At 62.9% G+C, this 19425-nt stretch carries 16 protein-coding genes and 2 pseudogenes; 10 read left to right on the top strand and 8 right to left on the bottom strand.

Translation table 11 applies throughout. From position 1 onward, the window contains the following. The first annotated feature begins 536 nt into the window (after nucleotides 1-536). Nucleotides 537-1694, top strand: coding sequence for a sulfite oxidase (locus A9K68_RS08895; protein WP_065008632.1), 1158 nt, complete (start codon nucleotides 537-539; stop codon nucleotides 1692-1694). 158 nt (nucleotides 1695-1852) lie between these two features. On the opposite strand, the gene A9K68_RS08890 is transcribed toward A9K68_RS08895, so the two are convergent. From A9K68_RS08890 to A9K68_RS08880, 3 genes are all read right to left on the bottom strand, one after another. Beyond that, complete coding sequence (locus A9K68_RS08890) at nucleotides 1853-2743, bottom strand: sigma-70 family RNA polymerase sigma factor (RefSeq protein ID WP_065008631.1); 891 nt, start codon at nucleotides 2741-2743, stop codon at nucleotides 1853-1855. A 29-nt stretch (nucleotides 2744-2772) separates the two neighbouring features. Further along, a complete protein-coding gene (locus A9K68_RS08885) occupies nucleotides 2773-3084 on the bottom strand; it encodes a hypothetical protein (protein WP_065008630.1) in 312 nt (103 codons plus the stop codon). 455 nt (nucleotides 3085-3539) lie between these two features. Continuing rightward, nucleotides 3540-4415 (bottom strand): NmrA family NAD(P)-binding protein, encoded by an 876-nt coding sequence (locus tag A9K68_RS08880; RefSeq protein WP_065008629.1) that lies wholly within the window; start codon nucleotides 4413-4415, stop codon nucleotides 3540-3542. Nucleotides 4416-4488: 73 nt separating this feature from the next. On the opposite strand from A9K68_RS08880, the gene A9K68_RS08875 reads away from it, so the two are divergent. The 5 genes and pseudogenes from A9K68_RS08875 to A9K68_RS08855 all read left to right on the top strand — a co-directional run bounded on the left by A9K68_RS08875 (nucleotide 4489) and on the right by A9K68_RS08855 (nucleotide 7930). Next, on the top strand, nucleotides 4489-5298 hold the full coding sequence (locus A9K68_RS08875; protein WP_246811323.1) for a LysR family transcriptional regulator: 810 nt from the start codon (nucleotides 4489-4491) through the stop codon (nucleotides 5296-5298). Nucleotides 5299-5529: 231 nt separating this feature from the next. Further along, complete coding sequence (locus A9K68_RS08870; protein WP_065008628.1) at nucleotides 5530-5775, top strand: hypothetical protein; 246 nt, start codon at nucleotides 5530-5532, stop codon at nucleotides 5773-5775. A 133-nt stretch (nucleotides 5776-5908) separates the two neighbouring features. Then, on the top strand, nucleotides 5909-6130 hold the full coding sequence (locus tag A9K68_RS08865; RefSeq protein WP_065008627.1) for a hypothetical protein: 222 nt from the start codon (nucleotides 5909-5911) through the stop codon (nucleotides 6128-6130). Between the two features lie 352 nt (nucleotides 6131-6482). Continuing rightward, a complete protein-coding gene (locus A9K68_RS08860; RefSeq protein ID WP_065008626.1) occupies nucleotides 6483-7133 on the top strand; it encodes a GntR family transcriptional regulator in 651 nt (216 codons plus the stop codon). A gap of 110 nt (nucleotides 7134-7243) precedes the next feature. After that, nucleotides 7244-7930: pseudogene (locus A9K68_RS08855) on the top strand (pseudouridine synthase). Between the two features lie 276 nt (nucleotides 7931-8206). Here the strand turns inward: A9K68_RS08855 and A9K68_RS08850 are convergent. Beyond that, nucleotides 8207-8950, bottom strand: coding sequence for a 2OG-Fe(II) oxygenase (locus A9K68_RS08850; protein ID WP_065008675.1), 744 nt, complete (start codon nucleotides 8948-8950; stop codon nucleotides 8207-8209). Between the two features lie 406 nt (nucleotides 8951-9356). Here A9K68_RS08850 and A9K68_RS08845 point away from each other — a divergent pair, with 406 nt between their 5' ends. Both A9K68_RS08845 and A9K68_RS08840 read left to right on the top strand, forming a co-directional pair. After that, nucleotides 9357-10754: a nodulation protein NfeD gene (locus A9K68_RS08845; protein WP_065008674.1), complete on the top strand. Its 1398-nt coding sequence runs from the start codon at nucleotides 9357-9359 to the stop codon at nucleotides 10752-10754. Further along, entirely contained in the window at nucleotides 10751-11512 is a 762-nt protein-coding gene (locus tag A9K68_RS08840) for a slipin family protein (RefSeq protein ID WP_065008625.1), read from the top strand. The genes A9K68_RS08845 and A9K68_RS08840 overlap by 4 nt, the downstream gene beginning before the upstream one ends. Nucleotides 11513-11712: 200 nt before the next feature. On the opposite strand, the gene A9K68_RS08835 is transcribed toward A9K68_RS08840, so the two are convergent. From A9K68_RS08835 to A9K68_RS08825, 3 genes are read right to left on the bottom strand one after another with little or no spacing between them, the layout of a single operon-like run. Continuing rightward, nucleotides 11713-14049 carry a xanthine dehydrogenase family protein molybdopterin-binding subunit gene (locus A9K68_RS08835; protein WP_065008624.1) on the bottom strand — a complete coding sequence of 779 codons (2337 nt, stop codon included), beginning with the start codon at nucleotides 14047-14049 and terminating at the stop codon, nucleotides 11713-11715. Beyond that, nucleotides 14046-15029, bottom strand: a complete 984-nt coding sequence (locus A9K68_RS08830) for a xanthine dehydrogenase family protein subunit M (protein WP_065008623.1) — start codon at nucleotides 15027-15029, stop codon at nucleotides 14046-14048. Before A9K68_RS08830 ends, A9K68_RS08835 begins: the two co-directional genes overlap by 4 nt. Then, complete coding sequence (locus A9K68_RS08825; RefSeq protein WP_082982404.1) at nucleotides 15026-15529, bottom strand: (2Fe-2S)-binding protein; 504 nt, start codon at nucleotides 15527-15529, stop codon at nucleotides 15026-15028. Before A9K68_RS08825 ends, A9K68_RS08830 begins: the two co-directional genes overlap by 4 nt. Nucleotides 15530-16066: 537 nt before the next feature. Between A9K68_RS08825 and A9K68_RS08820 the strand changes: the two genes are divergently transcribed. Continuing rightward, the gene (locus tag A9K68_RS08820) at nucleotides 16067-16597 is read left to right on the top strand and encodes a molybdopterin-dependent oxidoreductase (protein ID WP_163602998.1); all 531 of its coding nucleotides are present in this window, start codon (nucleotides 16067-16069) and stop codon (nucleotides 16595-16597) included. Between the two features lie 21 nt (nucleotides 16598-16618). Continuing rightward, nucleotides 16619-18592: a bifunctional diguanylate cyclase/phosphodiesterase gene (locus tag A9K68_RS08815; protein WP_082982403.1), complete on the top strand. Its 1974-nt coding sequence runs from the start codon at nucleotides 16619-16621 to the stop codon at nucleotides 18590-18592. Here the strand turns inward: A9K68_RS08815 and A9K68_RS08810 are convergent. Continuing rightward, a pseudogene (locus tag A9K68_RS08810) lies at nucleotides 18589-19350 on the bottom strand (IS5 family transposase). The gene A9K68_RS08815 and the pseudogene A9K68_RS08810 overlap by 4 nt on opposite strands. Nucleotides 19351-19425 lie beyond the last annotated feature (75 nt).

Genomic DNA, 19425 nt, shown 5'->3' with positions numbered 1-19425 from the left:
TGTCCTCCCTGATATCGAAAGATTAGACCATCAACATACACCTGCGCCGGCCGCACCGCCATCCTGTCGCGCCATGGAAGACGGCAGACCATCGCGCCTTCTCGCTGAATAATGGGTGAACGTGCGCCTTGGAGATCGTGAGGCCGACATCGGAACGGCAGAAATGCGGTCGGACCGGCCCTTTCCGACCGCACCCGCGAAGGCCTGGAGACGACCCCAAAAGCGGCCGTTTCCGATAGCAATCCGAGCAGCAAACGATTTTGGCAGGACTGGAAAAATCGGTCTCGAATGCTGCAATCATCATCATGTCCCGTCCAGGTTGTGGACACGTCCTTCTCAAAGGCGCACTCTTAGCGTGCGAAACGCGAGCTGGTGTTTCGTCCAATGCTTCACATGCTTGACTTGCGTCGGGTGATTGTCTGACCTGTCCGGATACTTCCGGGTCGGCAGACCTCACATTATGTCGCCTATCCGTGATCAGGCTACGGCCTAAGGCACGTTGCAGCCCGTTCCGGATCAACTGGGAGGTAAACAGCATGCCTGATTTTCAGCGCAGAGAACTCCTTGTTCAAGGAAGTGCGGCTCTTGCCGCAATTGCTGCTCTCTATACCTCGCGTCGGGCTTACGCTTTTCCAACACGGCCGAGCGAGGAAGTTATTCCGTGGCTGGATCAGCCGACCGAAAATCCCGATCCGGTCGGTATCCAGAAGCAGCTTGTCTGGGAGGATTTGGATAGCTGGATAACACCAAACGACAAGTTCTTCAGCATCTCGCATTTCAATCGACCAACGATCGACGAGAAGACATGGTCGATGGAGATCGGAGGCCTGGTGAAGAAGCCTTTAAAATTAACGCTCGCCGACATCAGGGCGCGACCGCGGCAGGAGGTCGTTTTCACAGTGGAATGCTCGGGCAACCACGGTTTCCCCTTTTTCACCGGCGGCATCGGCAATGCGCGCTGGGCTGGGACGCCGCTCGCCCCGATCCTCGAGGAGGCCGGCGTTCTGGAAAATGGCATCGAGGTTGTCTTTTTCGGCACTGACAAAGGCGAGGTCGCAATACGCGATATCAAGATGCAGCAGAACTTCGCTCGCAGCATGTCGCTCGCCGACGCGATGAACCGCGACAATCTGCTCTGCTATGAAATGAACGGAGCCGCCTTGCCGGCGCCCAATGGTTTTCCGCTGCGGCTGATTGCTCCAGGTTGGTACGGTATCGCCAACGTCAAGTGGCTGGAGCGCATCGAGGTTCGCGACACCCGCTTCATGAACCTTCTGATGGCGCGTGACTATGTCACCATCCGGGAGGAAGAGCACAACGGCGAGAGCGTGTGGACCGAGAACTCGGTTGGCCGAGCGCTGATAAAGTCCGCGCCTGCGAAGGTTACCCGGAAAGACTCGGACTACCGCGTCATTGGGGCAGCCTGGGGGGCGCCGATCGAGCGGGTCGAAGTGCAAATCGATCAAGGGCCTTGGGCACCAGCGACCATTGACCACAGTGAGGAGGCCGGGCACGCCTGGAAAATCTGGTCCCTGGACTGGGCAAGTCCCGCTCCTGGAGAACACACGGTGACCTCGCGCGCGGTCAGCACCACGGGACAAGTTCAACCGGCAATGGACGATCCCTTGATTGCCAAGAAACACACATACTGGGAAAGCAATGGCCAGGTGACGCGCCGCGTGCGTGTCGACTAGAGCATTTTGCAGCCAAATGGGATCATTTGGCGTCGGCATAAATGCCGCAAAACATATAGTTAGAGCGAGTTACGGTCCCAAGAGAACCGGAACCGCTCTAGACACGTTGCAGCGGCACCGACTCCATATCGAGCGGACAGGTGTGGGTCGTAGATTCCTCACCCGTCCACGATGCTGATCTCCGCATCGACCAGGCACCAGGGTGCGTAGCGGAAATCGCGGATCTGGACGACCCGCTCGTCCTGCCATTCGACCAGCATGAAGCCGCGCACGGCGCCGTCCGGCTCCTGCGGGTTGCGGATCAGGATCGCCGGCCTTCCATCGATGAAGCCCAGCGACAGCGCCCAGTCGCTGATGCGGTCGTAATTGCCGAAATAGGTCGACACTTCGGCCTTGCCGCGCAGGCGGAGGCGGCTGACGAGTTCGAGCTGGATATCCTCGGCGATCAGCGCCCTGACAGCGTCGAAGTCGCGCGCGTTGAACAGATCGACATAGCGGCGCAGCCGCCGCTCGTCATCGGCGCCGAGCTTAGGCGCGGCGACGTGTTCGGGCTCGGCTGCCAGCACGCGCAGCTGTGCCCGCCCGCGATGCAGCGCCGCCTTGGTGGCGGCGAGCGTGGCGCCGGTCACCTCGCAGGTCTCGTGCAGGGAAAGGCCGAGCACGTCGATCAGGATCACGGCGCTGCGCTGAGCCACCGAAAGCTGCATGAAGCTGCGCAAGCCGGTCGCCGCGGCGATCCTGCTGTCGGCGCTGCCGGAAGGATCCTCGATGGTGGTCATGTCGGTCTCGCTCATGCGCGACCTTTCCCGATGGCGCCGGCGCAGATGGTCTTGCGCGGCATTATGGGCGATGCGAAACAGCCATTGCTCGGGCCGCTCGACCGCCATGCTGCCGTCGACCGCCTGCAGCGCCTTCAGCAGCGTCTCCTGCACGATGTCCTCGCCGTCGATCACCGAGCCGGCCATTCGGGCGCAGTAGCGGTGCAGTTTGGGGTGTAGCTCGGCGAGCATCGCCTCCAGCGCCGGCCGATCGAATTTTCGTGAGATCATGGCGTTCTTTCGGCCCTGGCGCGGTCGCTCTATCCGGCTTTGCCGTCCTCAAGCACATGGTAGTTGCCGATGATTTTGGCAGGCGATCGCTTTACCGGGGTCGAACGTCGCTCCGCATGGTTCTGCGTGAACGCCTCGAAGGCCGCAAGCCCGGTCAACGCGGATGGTTCATTTCCCTCGCCGACGACGTGGATGAACTCGCCGTCGTCCAGTTCGAGCACCAGATAGCGCACGCTCTGCGGCGCCGTCTCATCCAGCGCCTCGAACACCTTTGCAACCAGCGCGCGGTTCTCTTCCAGCCCGGTGTCTTTCACGCTGTAGCGAATGAGTTTGTAGGCCATGGTTCGTCTCCTGATTGGTTGGTCTCAGCAGAAGACGACCGGAGTTACCGAAAAGATTCTCGGCTCAGCATAATTCTTTTCGGCCGCCCGCGTCGTTCTTGCCTGTGGGCGGAATCAAGGCAGAAGAGAACCGATCAATGCTCGTACCAGTTGCCGTTATTCCACCAGGACCGCGCCAAGGCAATCCTAGACCGGGCATTTCGCCTGCCAGGTCGCGGCCAACGAGAAGATGGGCGACGGCGGCTGGCGCTGGATCGAGCTGCTGCGATTTCGTCGAACACCCGGCCGGCGACCTACCGAATGCTTGCCAGGTTCGAGGGGCCGAGTGTGAGCGTCATAACCCCGTTCCGCCGCGGGTGCCGATCACGATGCGACGGTCGGGTTCCTGCAACTGTGACAGTGCGAGTCGGCCGGGGCCGGAAGTCCTCCTGCCATCACAAGGTTCGCATGAATGGTTAAGCGGCAACGCGCAGCTTCGTCACGATACGCTCGACCGCGGCTGTCAGCGATGTCGTGCCACGCCAACGTTCGGTTCCGGCCTGGCGCGTGAAGCGGCCGTTTGCAATGCCTTCGTACATGCCGAGCAGGGCGGCGGTAACCTCCGCGGAGAGCCCCGCCTCGGCCAGGACCGCTTCGCGCTGCTCCGGCGGCACGAGCACTGGCTCGACCGGACGGCCGAGAACCTTCGCAAAGGCAACCGCCACATCGCTGGCGCTCCAGTCTTCGGGCCCGGCCAGTTCCACGATGCGCGTTCCAGCCCAGTTCTGGGACATCAGCCGGGCGGCAGCGCGCCCGACATCGGTCGTGCTGACCATGGGAATTTTCCGGTCCGGTTCCAGAAACGACGGGAGCACGCCTTCCGAAACGCAAGCCTCAGCGACTTCCGACCAAGTTTCGACAAAATAGCCCGAGCGCAGAAAGGCCGTGGCGGGCGCGGTGCCGGCTAGCATCGCCTCGACCTGATGCAAGGTGGCAATGACCCCGGTGCCCGTCTCATGCTGCGCGCCAATCGACGATAGGATAACGCTCCTGGACAGATCGGCGCGGCGGACCGCCTGGGCAAGTGCTGCGCCGATCTCCGCTGTCTGTCCAAACGGATCGCCGGCGACGGGCGGGGGGTTGAGGAGAAACGCCGCCGTGGCGCCCTTCAAAGCGGCGGAAACCTGCTCTGCGTTATCAAGGCTGGCGAGGGCGACTTCGGCACCGAGCGCCGCCCACGCTTTGCCCTGTTCCCGACGGCGCACGACCACGCGCACGGGCTCACCGTTCGCCATCAGCGCACGCGCCGTTTCCCCGCCGGCCCGCCCATTTGCTCCAAAAACCACATGCATGATCTGTTCTCCTCGGGTGTTCGCGATTGATGAGAACCTCAGATTACGGAATGGCTATGCATGCGATAAATGCATGTATTATATAGCCGGCATGCACGAAGTGAATTTGCGTCGCGTCGACCTGAACCTGCTGGTGGTGCTCGAGGCGCTGCTTGACGAAAGAAGCGTCACGCGGGCCGCCGTCCGTCTCAGTATGAGCCAGCCGGCGGTGAGCCGTGCGCTGTCGCGGCTAAGAAAGCTGTTCGCGGATGCCCTTCTGGTGGAAGGGCGGACAGGTTACGTGCTCACTGCCCGCGCCGACGAGATTCGGCCGGCGCTGCGCAGCACCTTGGCGGACATCGCTACGATGCTGGGGGCGAATCCGTTCGACCCGGCAACGGCAACCGGTCATGTGCGGCTGCTGATGATGGATCTTGAGACTGCCGCGTTGGCGCCTCATCTGCTTGCTCGTCTCACCGTCGAGGCGCCGGCGCTCGATCTGGACATTCTGCCGCCCAGCGCAACGGCGATCGAAGCACTGGAGGAGGACGCCGTGGACGCACTCGTCGGCGTGATCGACGATGCGCCCGCGGGCATCCGCCGGCGCGGCCTCTATCAAGACCGCTTTGTCACCCTGATGCGCACCGGGCATCCCTCAGCGAACCATGAGCTTACGCTCGACCGATTTGTTGAATTGGGTCATATCGTGGTGAGCGTCACCGGCGTTGGACCAGCGTTCGTCGACGTGGCGCTCGCTGGTGTGGGCCGCCGACGACGGGTGAGCGTGCGCGTACCGAGCTTCCTTGCAGCAGTGGAAATCGCTGCCCAGTCCGACCTGATCATGACGCTGCCGTCGAGCCTGGCGCAGATGGTGGGCGGACGTTTCGTCTCGCTGCCCCCTTGATCTCGGCAGCTTCACCATGAGCCTTCTCTGGCACGCGCGCCACCAGGACGAACCTCGGCACGTCTGGTTGCGGCATAGCATCGCCGCCGCCGCAACAGCGCTGAGCGCGCCCGGCGCATCCATCGCCGAAGGCAGCGTTCGTCCGCAGCCTGCGGGCGGTGCTCCTTGAGGAAGTGGATGATGCTGAGGCCAACGGAAACGAGCCGGTCGATGTGATCGTTGGTGCCTGTCATGTTCGCCGTGAGCATGATCGGCATCCGCACTCGCCAATCTGATATTGGCAGCCGCAAACGCCGGCATGGGCTCGAACAGCTCGTCTTCCAGAGCTGCCGTGAGCTTTTTCGCTTCGCAGACCGGCAGGTTTTCTTCGACGGCGACGGCAATGTTCGGCGTGCAGCTTGTGACCGATCCACCGCGCCTGCCACCCTCCTGCGGTTAGCCTGCCGGATCGGCCGGCTGGCCCGTATTATTTCGTGACCGTGTTGCGCTGGAACCTTCCCTCGCACCACGCGTTCGGGGCGCTGTATTCGCGATGCCTTATATTTAGGCAAGGCGACGGCGAATACCGGCGGGGAGGCAAAAAGCATGGGTTGGGGAGGAGCATATTGTCATGTCGAACCGTGAAATTGGAACGTCGCACACATTGGGGCTGCGTGTCGCTGACCTCAAAGCCAGGATGCAAAGCGCCCGAATTACCGGGCACGAGATGAAAACCTTTCAGAAGGTCGCCGCCGTCATGGGAGGAGGTGAAGGCTCCCTGCGGCTCGATGCCGACGACCTGATTGCCGCGTCTTTCGTCCTCGAGACGCTGAACGACCCCAGGTCGAATTGACGATCGTGGTGCCTCGGCGATCAGCCAGGCACCACGTCGGAGCGAGGGAAGCGGCGCGTCCGAGGCAGGTGACCGTTTTCCTGACCGCAAAATCTCCTGGCGCTCGGCTACCGAGACGGGTTCCGTCCGGTAGAGCGCCAGGAATTTTCAAACACGCGGATGGCAGCGGAACCGAAGCCGCGCAGCAGGGCTCGCCGGCCGGCTGGCCCATGCGGCGTGACGCGGCATCACCGCCAATACACGCTGGGATACTCGTATACGAGAATCCACATATCCCCCCTAGCTGCTTTCTGTTAGGCAAGGCCCGCAGGATAGCAGGGAGAATGGTTTGCGCGGGCTTGGCGAAGGCTTGATGCAGAAGCCGCTGACGGTGGCGGAGCAAGTGGCGAATGTGCTGCGCCAATCGATTGCCGAGGGCAGCCTGGCGGCCGGCACGCCGCTGCGTCAGGACGACCTGGCCGAGCGGTTCGGCTTCAGCCGCATGCCGGTCCGCGACGCGCTTCGCCAGCTCGAAGCCGAAGGCATCGTGTCGATCCATCCGACCAAGGGCGCGCATGTCGCCAGGATGGACGCTGCCGAGAACAGGGAGATCTTTGCGGTCCGCGCATTGCTCGAAGGCGAAGCGCTGCGGCTTTCGATCCCCAACCTCGGCAAAGAAAAACTAGACGAGGCCGGCTATGTGCTCAACCAGATCGATGCCGAGCCGAATGTCGGCCGCTGCGGATCGCTGAGCCGTGCCTTTCACCTGGCGCTTTACAGCGCCTGCGGCAACGCCCGGCTCCTCGGCCTCATCGAAGCCCACCACAATGCGGCCGACCGCTACGTTCGCGTTCTCCTGTCCAACCTCAACTATCGCAGCCGCTCGCAGTCGGAGCACCTCCACCTGTTGACGACCTGCCGCCACCGTGACGCCGAGGCAGCCCTCCGCGTCCTGAAAAGGCACCTCAGCGAAGGCATGGAAACGCTCGCCAGGGCTGGAGATGGGCTGGCGGGAAAGCCCTGACCTTGCCGGAGCGCTCTCGCAAAACCATAGCGCCACGACCGAATAGCGGCCGGCGACGCCCCTCGCCTAGCGCCGGAGCCAATCCGCCAGGAGTCAGCCTTTGTCGTGCGCTGTCGAAGCTCGGCCTGTGCTCGCGCAAGCAGGCCGAAATTCTGGTCGCCGAAGGGCGCGTCCGGGTCGCCGGAAAAATCGTGCGCAACGGCTCGCTGCGCGTCGATCCCGGCCGCGACCGCATCGAGGTCGACGGCAGCCGCGTTGTCGCCGAGCGCAAGGTCTATCTGATGATCAACAAGCCGCGCGGCCTGGTCACCACCCGCGACGACCCGCAGGACCGCGGCACCGTCTATGACTGCCTGGCAGAACTCGACCTGCCCTTCGTGTCGCCGGTCGGCCGCCTCGACAAGGCCAGCTAAGGCCTGCTTTTGATGACCAACGACACGCGCTTCGCGCAGCGCCTGCTCGACCCCGCCTCGCACGTCGCCAAGATCTACCACGTGCAGATCGGCGCCCTGTCCGACGAGGCCATGCTGGCGCAGTTGCGCGCCGGCGCAACGGTCGACGGCGAGGATTTGACGGCGCGGTCGATCGACATCCTGCGCAGCGGCACCAGCACCGCCTGGCTCGAAATCACCCTCGACGAGGGCCGCAACCGCCACATTCGCCGGCTGCTCGGCGCGCACGATGTCGAGGTGCTTCGCCTGGTGCGGGTGGCGATCGGCCCGTTGCAACTCGGTGAGCTCGCCAAGGGCAAGGCCCGCCACCTCACCGCCGAAGGGCTGGCGCTGTTTCAGGCCTGAGCGAAGGCGCCGAAGCGACCAAAGCGGTTGGCGCATGTATTCTCGCGGCCGACAAGAGCGGGCATCGCCGGACGGGCAGGCCAATCATTTCACGCTGGCGCCGCCCCTCACCTGCCTGCCGGCATCCTCTCCCCGTATAGTGACGGGGAGAGGAGCGCTCTCATCGAGGCGTCGCCGATCATCAGCGTTACAGAATGTCCACCAAGGTCGCCACCAGCCCCGACCCCCTTAGCACGAAGCCGCCCGTCGCCTCTACGCAGGCCCTTCGAAGACACTTTACTTCGCGTCGTGGAAGATAATGCCGACGGTGTGGCGCAGGCCGGAGCGAAGCCGGCTGACGCCGTGCCTGAGATTGACGCGGTAGCTGCCTTTGCTGCCCTGGACCGGACGATTGTGAACCGCGAAGGCGACGGCATCGCCCTGGCGTAGCGGCACCACCTCGGCGCGGCTCTGCATGCGCGGGCGCTGTTCGGTCAGCACGAACTCGCCGCCGGTGAAGTCCTCGCCGGGTTCGGACAGCAGAATCGCCACCTGCAGCGGGAAGGCAAGATCGCCGTAGAGATCCTGATGCAGGCAGTTGAAGTCGCCGGCAACGTATTGCAGCAGAAGCGGCGTCGGCCGCGTCTGGCCCTGGTCGTGGCATTGCTTAAGGAACGCGGCGTGTTCGTCCGGGTAGCGCTGGGCGATGCCCATGCGCTCGTTCCACTCGTTGGCGACCGCGGCCAGGCGCGGATAGAGCGCGGTGCGCAAGCCGCCGATCAGCTCGGGCAAGGGATAGCGGAAATAGCGGTACTCGCCCTTGCCGAAGCCGTGCCGCGCCATGTGGACATGGCTGCGGAAATGGCTTTCGTCGGGATAGAGCCCGGCGATCTCCCGGCATTCTTCCGGTGTCAGCAGCTTTTCCATCACTGCGCAGCCGTAGCCGCTCATCTCCTCGGCCAATGCCTGCCAATCATATCCGGCGACCCGCGCTTCCGCCGATCGGACCGCTGCTTTCGAACCTATCGGATGAATGGTCATGGCTTTGCCTCCTCTGGCTTCATCGGCTTCTGCAATCAGATGGGTGAAGCAGCGCACGCAAACCACCCGCTTCATGCCAATGGGTTAGGCACAGGGTTGAAGCTGCCGATCTCCCCCGCGCATGGGGGGCCCCTCATCCGGCCGCTTCGCGGCCACCTTCTCCCCGCCGGGGAGAAGAGGTAGCACCGGCGCTGCCAATCTCCTCTCCCCTTGGAGAGAGGGTCGGATTGCCCCGAATTGGCCTTCGCAATTCGGTTGGCAATCCGGGTGAGGGGCACTTGCCGATATGCGATTGCCTCGTCATCCAGCGGAGGGAGATCGCCAATCGCCATTGCGCCGCTGCGCGCGCGACGCAGCATGGATTTCGGCAAAATCGGGCCCATATCCCTGATAGGGAGCTTTGAGCGTGAAACTCGCGCGTGTAGCCCTGATTGCCGCGGCTGTTGTAGCCGCTGTGGCTGTTTGTTCCTCTTCCGCAACCGGAGCGGCGAGCGGGCAAGAGAGGACTGCACTGCGCATCGAGATAGACGGCGCCATCGGTCCGGCGAGCGCCATGCAGTTCGAGGAAGCGCTGGCGGTGGCCGCAGAGCGGAACGCCGAGGTTTTCATCCTGCAGATGGACACGCCCGGCGGGTTGGTCACCAGCATGCGTGAGATCATCGCCGACATCCTCGCCTCGCCGGTTCCCGTCATCGGCTATGTCGCGCCCGCCGGCGGGCATGCGGCGAGCGCCGGAACCTACATCCTCTACGCAACCCATGTGGCGGCGATGGCGCCCGGCACCAATCTGGGCGCGGCAACGCCAATCGAGATGGGCGGGCCGCTGCCATCCTTTCCCGGCGGCGACGACAAGAACAATGGCCCGGAAGCCGGCAAGGACCCGAAGAGCCCACCGGCGGGCGATGCGATGATCGCCAAGGCAACGAATGACGCGGTTGCCCTGATCCGCAGTCTGGCTGAACTGCGTGGGCGCAATGCCGATTGGGGTGAAAAGGCGGTGCGCGAGGCGGCCAGCCTGTCGGCCAACGCGGCGCTGCAGGAGCGTGTCGTCGACTTCGTCGCCCGCGACACGACCGAACTGCTTCAGCTGGCTGACGGCCGGACGGTGGAAATAGCCGGCAGGAAAGAGGTGTTGGCGACCAAAGGGCTGCCGGTTGAAACGCTGGAGCCCGGCTGGCTCATCCGGCTTCTCGCCGTCATCACCGATCCGAACATCGCCGTGATCCTGATGCTGATCGGGGTTTATGGCCTCGTCTTCGAGTTCACCAGCCCGGGTGCGGTTGCGCCCGGCGTGGTCGGCACGATCTGCCTGCTGCTCGGGCTCTATGCGCTCAATCTCCTGCCGATCAGCTATGCCGGCCTTGCCTTGATGCTGCTTGGCATCATCTTCCTCGTCGTCGAGGTCTTTAATCCCACAGTCGTCCTTGGGTTGGGAGGCGTGGCGGCGTTCCTGCTGGGCTCCGCCATGCTGCTCAGGATCGAGGGGCCCGGCTTCGAGATGTCGTGGGCCGTCATCGGCACCGCCGCCGTCCTGACGCTCGGCCTGGCGCTGTTGACCGGCAGCTATCTGTGGGCGGCCCGCAAGAACCTTCCGCGTGTTGGCGCACAGGCCATGCAAGGCCTGCCGGCCAAGGTCCTCGATTGGGAGGGCAGCGAGGGCCACGTGCTTGCCCGGGGCGAGCGCTGGCGGGCGAAAGCCGACGAACCCATTGCAGTGGGCGACAGCGTCGAGGTGGCTGACGTCAGCGGTCTCGTGCTGACGATACGGCGTCGCAATGTGAGAAGCGATGGAGCAAGGCAGTGATCATCGGTTATGTGGCCTATCTGGTAGCAGCGCTCGTCGTGGTCATGTTCCTGTCCGCGGCCATTCGCATCCTGAGGGAATATCAGCGCGGCGTGGTCTTCACGCTCGGCCGCTTCACCGGGGTCAAGGGCCCCGGCCTGATCATCCTGATCCCGTTCGTGCAGCAGATGGTGAAGGTCGACCTGCGGGTGGTGGTCCAGGACGTGCCGCCGCAGGACGTGATCTCGCGCGACAATGTTTCGGTGAAGGTCAACGCGGTGCTGTATTTTCGTATCGTCGACGCCGAGCGGGCGGTGATCCAGGTCGAGGACTTCATGACCGCCACCAACCAGCTGGCACAGACCACCTTGCGCTCGGTGCTCGGCAAGCATGAGCTCGATGAAATGCTGGCCGAACGCGACAAGCTCAACAGCGACATCCAGGAGATTCTCGACCAGCGGACCGATGCCTGGGGCATCAAGGTCTCCGACGTCGAGATCAAGCATGTCGACCTCAACGAGAACATGGTCCGCGCCATCGCCAAGCAAGCCGAGGCCGAACGGCTGCGGCGTGCCAAAGTGATCAATGCCGACGGCGAACAGCAGGCGGCGGCAAAACTCGTCGAGGCCGGCAAGATGCTGTCCGAGACACCGCAGGCCATGCAGCTGCGCTATTTCGAGGCGCTCCATGACATCGCCGGTGAGCGCTCGTCGACGGTCGTGTTTCCGGTGCCGATGGACCTGCTCGGTCATTTCATCAAGCAGGATGGGGAGAAATGAGTTGGCTCCTCAAGTTGGAGGGACAGCACCCCTCTGTCCTGCCGGACATCTCCCCCTCAAGGGAGGAGATTGGCAGCTTCGGCGCTCCGTCAGCTTTCCATCGCTTGTGGTTGGCGAAAGCAGTTGAGCGAATAATCTCCCCCCTCAAGGGGGGAGATACCCGGCAGGGCAGAGGGGGGCGCTTCGCACGACCCTCCCCTCTAAATCAGCTTCTCCAGCGTGATCGGCAGGTCCCGCACTCTTTTGCCGGTGGCGTGGAACACCGCATTGGCGATCGCAGGCGCAACGCCGACGATGCCCAGCTCGCCCACGCCCTTGCCGCCGAGCACGGAGGAATGCGGGTCGGGGATGCCGACTGAGATCACCTCGATGTCGGGAATGTCGGCATTGGTCGCGATCAGATAGTCGGCCAGGTTGTTGTTGACGATGCGGCCGTGGCGGCGGTCGACGATGCCTTCCTCCAGCAGCGCCTGGCCGATGCCCATGATGATGCCGCCCTTCCACTGGCTTTCGGCGAGCTTGGGATTGTAGAGCCGGCCCGAATCCAGCGCCGACACCACGCGCGACACGCGAACCGTGCCGAAGTCCTGGTCGACGCGCACCTCGACGAAATGCGCGCACCAGCTGTGGCGGGAATAGTCGCCCTCGGTGTGCGACAGCGCCGTCGCGATGGTCGTGTAGTTCTTGTAGCGATCCTCCGCCGTCGAGTTGGCCGGCATGGTGTCGCCCATCGCCTCAATCTGCTCGCGTCCGACGCTGGCGAGCAGCTCGGCGATGGAGACCTCAGGCCCCTCGCCGCGAGGCGACTTTATGCGGCCCTCAGCGACGACCAGCGTGTTGGCCTGCAGTGCATGGAACGGCGAATTTGGATCGCTGATCGCCAGCCCGACCAGCTGGTCGAGCGCGGCAGTCGCCGCCTTGTGCACGGCGCCGGTCATCACGCCGGCCAGCCGCGAACCGCCGGTGACGCCGGCGCGGGCATAGCGGGAGTCGCCCAGCTTCACCACGACGTTCTCAGCCGGCACGCCCACGACTTCGGCGGCGGTCTGCGCCAGGATCGTATAAGTGCCCTGCCCCATGTCGATGCTCGAGCTTTCGACCTCGACCGAGCCGTCGGCGAGGATGCGCACCATCGCCTCGCCATAGGCGCGCCGCACCGGATAGGTGCCGGCGGCAACGCCCCAGCCGATCAGCTGGTTGCCGTCGCGCATCGAGCGTGGCTCTGGCGAGCGCCTCGACCAGCCGAAGGCCTCAGCACCCGCGGCAAAAGCCTCGCGCAGTTGTCGTGTCGACCATTGCTTTTTCGCCTCTGGATCCTGCTCGGCGTAGTTCCTGAGCCGGATTTCCAGCGGATCGATGCCGACCTCGTAAGCTAGCTCGTCGATCGCGCTTTCGATACCGAAGGCGCTCGGGTTCTCGCCCGGCGCGCGCAACGCGCCCGGCACCACGGTGTTGACCCGCACGACATTCTGCCGCGACGAGAAATTAGGCGCCGCATACATGATCGAGGTGACCGAACCGAGCGGCTCGACCCACATACCGTCGACCGAGGTCTCGTTGACGCCGCGATGGACGATCGACTGGATCTTTCCCTCGGCGTCGGCGCCGAGCGCCACCGTCTGACGTGTCGCCGCCCGCCCGCCATAGGCGGTGAAGGTCTGCGGCCTGGTGACCGCGAGCTTCACCGGCCGTCCCAGCATTTTCGCGGCCATCGCCGCCACCGCGCCATAGCCGTAGGCGAACGCCTTGGAGCCGAAGCCGCCGCCGATATAGGGCGAGACCAGGCGCACATTCTCGAACGGCACGCCGAACCATTCGGCATAGGTCCGCGCCATGCCGTCGAGCCATTGGCTTGGCTCCCACACCGTCAGCCGGTCGCCCTGCCAGTGCGCGATCAGCCCATGCGGTTCCATCGGCGCCTGGTATTCGCGCGGCGTGTTGTAGGCGGCGCAGATCCGCACCGGGGCGGCGGCGAAAGCCGCCTGCGCATCGCCCCACTCCTTCGTCATCGCGTCGATCGGAATGCCGTCGCCGGCCTTCGCATCGCTAAGGTCGACGATGGCCGGCGTCTCGTCATAGGCGACCCTGACCAGCGCTGCAGCCGCGACGGCCTGCTCGAAACTCTCGGCCACCACCGCCGCGACGTGCTGACCACTGAAGGTAATGTTGCGCGCCAGCGGACAATAGGGAACATCCGGCGGCGGCGTGCCCAGCCAGTCCGTTGCGGTGTTGAGGCGCAACGCATTGTCCGGCGTCAGCACAAGAACCACGCCCGGCGCTGCCTCGGCCGCAGCCGTGTCGATCGAACGCACCTTGCCGGCTGCAATCGTGCTCTCGACGAGAACGGCGTGGCTGAGTCCGTCAAGCTGCTGCTCGACGGCGTATTTTGCGGCGCCGGTGATCTTGGCCGGGCCATCGACGCGCGACAGCCGCCCGCCAACCTGGTCCGCGAGGACGGCGCCGTCCGATGCGTCGCCCCTCTTCGATTCGCCCCTCTTCGAATCATCGTGTCTTGTTCTCAACTCGTGAACGGTCATGCCGTTTCTCCCACTTTAAGGATGGCGCGAGCGACGACGCGCGGCGCCAGTTCGATCTTGTAATGGTTAGCACCATGGTCGACGGCCCCCTCGATGGCGAGCAGGCTGGCGCGCCTGACAGCGTCAGGCTCCAGAAGCTTGCCCCTCAGCGCCTCTTCGACGGCGCGTGCGCGCCATGGCTTTGTGGCAACGCCGCCGAGCGCCACGCGCAAATCCTTGATCGTCCTTCCGTCGGCCTCGAACTCGATGCCGACGGCGGCACTTGCAGCAGCGAATTCGTAGGATTGCCGGTCGCGGATTTTCAGATAGGTCGAGCGCTGGGCGGCAGGGGAAGCAGGAATGCTGATCGCGGTGATCACCTCACCTGGCGCGATCGCATGCTCCCTGTCGGGCGTGGCGCCCGGCAGCAGAAAAAAGTCGTCGACCGCGACCTGGCGGTCGCCGAGGTGGACTGTTGCGTCGAAGGCGACCAGCGCCGTGCCCAGATCGCCCGGATAGGTGGCGATGCAGGTCTCGCTGGTGCCGAGCACGGCATGGCCACGGGTGACCCCGCCGATCGCCGAGCAGCCGCTGCCGGGCGTGCGCTTGTTACAGGCGGGAAAATTCGCCGGATCGCGGAAATACGGACAGCGAGTGCGCTGCATCAGATTGCCACCGATGGTCGCCATGTTGCGGAGCTGCGCCGAAGCCGCCTGCCACAGCGCTTCCGAAACGGCAGGGAACCGGCTCTTGATGGCGGCATGGTCGGCGACGCTGCTCATCTTTGCCAGCGCGCCGATCATGGCGCCCCGGTCGTCGACCGTGATCCTATCCAGTCCCTTGAGATGAGTGATGTCGACCACGGTGTCGGGTTCGGCGACGCCGCATTTGGCAAGATCGACGAGCGTCGTGCCGCCGGCCAGCAGCATGGCGCCGGGCAGCGCCGCCGCCTGGCGTGCCGCATCGACGGAATTGGCGCGCAGATACGAAAAATCCCTCATGACGCGGTCTCCATGGATGACGCAACCTCCAGTGCCGCCTGGCGCACGGCGGCGACGATGTGCGGATAGGCGCCGCAGCGGCAGAGATTGCCGGACATATATTCGCGGATCTCGTCATCCGAACCGGCATGGCCTTCGCTGATGCAGGCGACCGCCGACATGATCTGGCCCGGCGTGCAGTAACCGCACTGGAAGGCGTCCTGTTCGAGAAAGGCGGCCTGCACCGCGTGCAGCGTGCCGTCGCCTTCGGCAAGCCCTTCGATGGTGCTGACAGCCCTTCCCTCGGCCTGGGCAGCGAGCGTCAGGCAGGCCAGCACGCGCTGGCCGTCGACATGCACGGTGCAGGCGCCGCATTGGCCCTGGTCGCAGCCCTTCTTGGTCCCAGTCAGGCCGAGATGGTCGCGCAAGGCGTCGAGCAGCGTGACGCGCGGCTCGACCTCCAGCTCATGGCGATGTCCGTTGATTTGAAGGTGGATGGGAATTCGGGTTTTGCTTGTCATGGGGGCGTCTGGCTCCAGTTGCTGACGCGGTGCGGCAAGAGCACCAAGGGATGGCGAGGCGATGGTAAGGGGCTAATCTCCCCCCTTGAGGGGGAGATCACGCTCTCGCCGGCTTGCAGGCTTCAACAGGTGACATACCGGTTCCCCTGATTATATGATAAAGGTGTTCCACTAAAACGGAGGTGCCTCCGTTTATTACGTGGGGGCTGGGCCGGCACGGTTCAAGCCCTTAGGGTCAAAACCCATCGACATTGGAGAGAATTGGCCTCGCGGCCGCCGCCGGCGCTTGAAGACAAGATCGAAGCCGCGGCGATTAGACCGCTGCTCCACTGCGCTGGCTTGTCCGCTGCCGGTTTGAAAACGGTCGCCCTTCTCCAGCCTCAAGGACCAGCGTCAGAGTACTATCCCACCGCTGTTCCCGCGGCCTGAACCAAAGCTAACGGAAAAATTAAACATTCGTGGCCACAGTACCAGTCTGCCCGAATGAAGGTCAGGCAATGGCTGGTGCTTGCCTATCGAGAAGAAAAGGATTGCTGCATGTCATCCTTGCTCAACACAGCACTTCTACCGCTTAAGCGCGGTCTGGTCATGCTGGCAGTTTTGGCGATTGGCATTCTGCCGGCGCCGGCGCTGGAGCCTGCTGATTTCCCGGAACCGCCGGACACAGTGGCCTTCAATGTTCAGAAGAACGGCAAGTCAATTCCAGTTACGCTGCGACAGCTGGAAAAGCTCGGTCTCTACAGAGTCACCACCACAAGTCCATATGAAAAGGGGCAGCTTACGTTTGAAGGCGTTCTGTTCCGCGATGTGCTCAAGCTCGTTGGATTGGAAGGCGAGGATTCAGTTGCTCTGCGGGCGGTGGACGAATACGTGCAGATAGTTCCACGCGAAGATTGGACGGAAGGTCCTCTCCTGCTTGCCACCCGCCAGGATGGAAAGTTGCTGACCCGACGCACGCAGGGTCCGACCCGGCTGATCTACCCGCTCAAGGACTATCCTGCCTTCGATACGCCAATCCGCAAACCACGATGGGTCTGGCTGATCAAGACGCTCGAGTCCGGCGGCTAGTCGAGCTCCGGCGTGGCTCGAATGGTACGGTTTGGATCGAGTGGCTGGCGCGTTCCCCTCACCTACGGGAGCGCCATTGCTGCGGCGGCGGCCAGCTCGGCCGTCTTGATCACCATATTGTTTCTCAGCCTCAGCAAGATCGAATATTCGCTGCCTCGGTTCGGCTTTTTCGCCATCCGCGAGTTCCACATTGCAATACGCGATGTAACCCACCTCAGGGACATGACTTCGCTCGCCCAGGCCGCCCCTGGGTCGGCAGACAGCCTTGAGCACTTATCGGCGGCGAACGACCTAGTCTACATTCGTTTCAAGCGGATCGACGGCACTGGGACAGCGAGCGAGATTCCCGCCTACGCAAGTATCGTGCCCCGTGTCGTTGACGCGGTGACACGGCTTGATGCCATGATTGCGGCCGGGCTGCCTCTCGACGAAAAGAGCCTGAAGGAAATGGGGCTGGAACTCGAGCAGCTCGTAGCGAGGATGAATGACGAATATTACAAATATGGAGATGAGATCAACGTAGATCTCTATTCGACAGAAAAAAGTCTGAAGAGATTCAACTACCAGATTGCGTTCGCCCTGGCGGTGTTGTCGCTGCTGGCGATCGGAACTGCCGTATTGCTAATCGGCCGTTGGGAAACAATAAAGAAACTGGAATTCCTGGCCTGGCGCGACGCGACGACGGGATTGAAGAACCGTGCCTGGATGTCAGCCAACAGGGACGTGGTGCTGGACCGGGCAAGGCAGGCCGGCAAACAACTCCGCCTTTTCCTGATAGACCTGGATCATTTCAAGAGCGTGAACGATACGTTCGGTCATCACATCGGTGATCTGCTGCTGAAAGCCGTCGCTGAAACCCTGCAATCGGTCGAACGGCCCGACGAAGTGGTCGCCATCCGTTTGGGCGGCGACGAGTTTGCCATCATGGCGATTGGGGACCGGCACGCGGCAGCGGATGCTCTCGGAGATCGGCTTCGGGAGCAATTGAACCGGTTTGCCGAACTCGAAGGCCACCACGTGCGCATGGGAGCCAGTATCGGCATGGCATGTTATCCTGAGCATGGCTCGGATATTTCCACCCTGTTGCGCAACGCAGACAGCGCTCTTTATGTGGCCAAAGCGGAAGGACGCTCTGGCTTCGTGACGTTTTCGCCTGCAATCCTCAATCAGTTCGACATGCAGCTTGGCGAAGAAGCTGGCATCAAGCGGGCGCTTAATTGCGATGAGTTCTTCCTGGTTTGGCAACCGCAATTCGAGCTGGCAACCGGCCGCATGATTGGCGCCGAGGCGCTTGTGCGTTGGCGCGACCCCGCTTCGGGCGCGATTCGTCTGCCGATGTCATTCATTCCAATTGCCGAACGAGGCGACCTGATACTAGAAGTCGACAAGGTTGTGCTGAGCAAGGCTTGCCTGCAGGCAGCTCGATGGATGCCTGTTTCTGCCGATGATTTCGTTTGCTCGGTCAATCTTTCGGGCAAAAGCCTTCAGAACGATGCCTACTTCGCGCACCTTCTTCTGGTGCTGCGACAAACGGGCCTGCCGCCCTCGCGCCTGCAACTGGAAATAACGGAAGGGGTATTTATCCAGAACAGCCGAAACGCCTTGAACATGCTGACGGAAATTCGAAATATCGGGGTCGGCTTGGCACTCGACGATTTTGGATCCGGCTATTCAAGTTTCGGCTACCTTGCCGATTTCAACCTGGATCGGTTGAAGATCGACCGATCGTTCTTGAGCGGTCTGGAAGCGTCGAAGAAAAAACAGAACATTGTTCGAGGCATTATAGCACTGGCCAATTCGCTCGGTTTGACCGTTCTGGCAGAGGGCGTGGAAAACGAAGCGCAGCTTGATTTCCTGATTGCCGAGCGTTGTCACAGCGCTCAAGGGTTTTTCATGTCACAGCCCATCGAAGAAAATCTGCTGACAAACCACCTAGCCGCAAGGCAAGGCAGGATAAAAGATACGGACAAGTTCAGGCTGGGCCTTTCTGCCTAGGGCGTGGACTCATAAGCGCGCAGCCACAGACGGATGGACGCGAGCTTGACGAAGGCAAGATAGTTAGCGGCGAGCTAGTCGTAGCGGGTGGCGATGCGTCGGTACTGCTTAATCTTATTGAAGAACCGCTCAACCAGATTGCGCGCCCGATAGAGGTAAGGGCTGAAGCAGATCGGCTCCTTCCGATTTCGTTTCGGCGGGATGTTTGCCCAGGCGCCTTTCCGGCTGGCGAACTCCCGGATCCAGTTGGCTTCATATCCGCGATCTGCCAGCAAAGTTGCTCGGGGTTGCAGTTCCGATAGGAGAACCGAACACAGCCGATTGTCGTGTGCCTCGCCAGGTGTGAGGCCAAGGCGCGTTGGCAAACCAGCGGCGTCTACGACCGCGTGAATCTTGCTGGTCAGTCCGCCTCGTGAACGACCCATTTGTTGCTCGTAATTGCTCGCGATACAGGCACCATGCTGGTGCACGCGCACGACCGAGGTGTCGATCATCTGCACCGCCCCATCATGAGCAGCGGCGAGGGCATCCATGATCTGATCCCAGACGCCAGCTCGGCGCCAACGAACGAAGCGATTGTAGCAGGTAGTATGAGGACCGAAGCTCTCCGGCAGATCGCGCCACGGCGCACCTGATCGCAAGACCCAGAAGATGCCGTCGAGGATGCGTCGGTCGTCGACGCGGGGAACGCCGCGCGGCTTGTTCGGGAGCATCGGTCTGATGACACTCCATTCGTAGGTGCTGAGTTCATACCGCATGATTCGTGCTCCGATTTTTGGGGAGCGGGAATCACACTTGCGGCTTCGGGCGTCAAAGCGGACATGACCGCGCCG

It is taken from the genome of Mesorhizobium sp. AA22 (assembly GCF_001672375.2).
GTDB classification, from domain to species: Bacteria; Pseudomonadota; Alphaproteobacteria; order Rhizobiales; family Rhizobiaceae; genus Mesorhizobium; species Mesorhizobium wenxiniae.
This window is presented reverse-complemented; position numbering and strand designations above follow the sequence as displayed.

Bases quoted from the DNA above. Each gene is read 5' to 3' on its own strand.
- A9K68_RS08830 (WP_065008623.1), bottom strand. From the start codon at position 15,029: ATGAGGGATTTTTCGTATCTGCGCGCCAATTCCGTCGATGCGGCACGC.
- A9K68_RS08885 (WP_065008630.1), bottom strand. From the start codon at position 3,084: ATGGCCTACAAACTCATTCGCTACAGCGTGAAAGACACCGGGCTGGAA.
- A9K68_RS08835 (WP_065008624.1), bottom strand. From the start codon at position 14,049: ATGACCGTTCACGAGTTGAGAACAAGACACGATGATTCGAAGAGGGGC.
- A9K68_RS08820 (WP_163602998.1), top strand. From the start codon at position 16,067: ATGTCATCCTTGCTCAACACAGCACTTCTACCGCTTAAGCGCGGTCTG.
- A9K68_RS08880 (WP_065008629.1), bottom strand. From the start codon at position 4,415: ATGCATGTGGTTTTTGGAGCAAATGGGCGGGCCGGCGGGGAAACGGCG.
- A9K68_RS08890 (WP_065008631.1), bottom strand. From the start codon at position 2,743: ATGATCTCACGAAAATTCGATCGGCCGGCGCTGGAGGCGATGCTCGCC.
- A9K68_RS08850 (WP_065008675.1), bottom strand. From the start codon at position 8,950: ATGACCATTCATCCGATAGGTTCGAAAGCAGCGGTCCGATCGGCGGAA.
- A9K68_RS08895 (WP_065008632.1), top strand. From the start codon at position 537: ATGCCTGATTTTCAGCGCAGAGAACTCCTTGTTCAAGGAAGTGCGGCT.
- A9K68_RS08825 (WP_082982404.1), bottom strand. From the start codon at position 15,529: ATGACAAGCAAAACCCGAATTCCCATCCACCTTCAAATCAACGGACAT.
- A9K68_RS08815 (WP_082982403.1), top strand. From the start codon at position 16,619: ATGGTACGGTTTGGATCGAGTGGCTGGCGCGTTCCCCTCACCTACGGG.
- A9K68_RS08870 (WP_065008628.1), top strand. From the start codon at position 5,530: ATGTTCGCCGTGAGCATGATCGGCATCCGCACTCGCCAATCTGATATT.
- A9K68_RS08865 (WP_065008627.1), top strand. From the start codon at position 5,909: ATGTCGAACCGTGAAATTGGAACGTCGCACACATTGGGGCTGCGTGTC.
- A9K68_RS08875 (WP_246811323.1), top strand. From the start codon at position 4,489: ATGTATTATATAGCCGGCATGCACGAAGTGAATTTGCGTCGCGTCGAC.
- A9K68_RS08860 (WP_065008626.1), top strand. From the start codon at position 6,483: ATGCAGAAGCCGCTGACGGTGGCGGAGCAAGTGGCGAATGTGCTGCGC.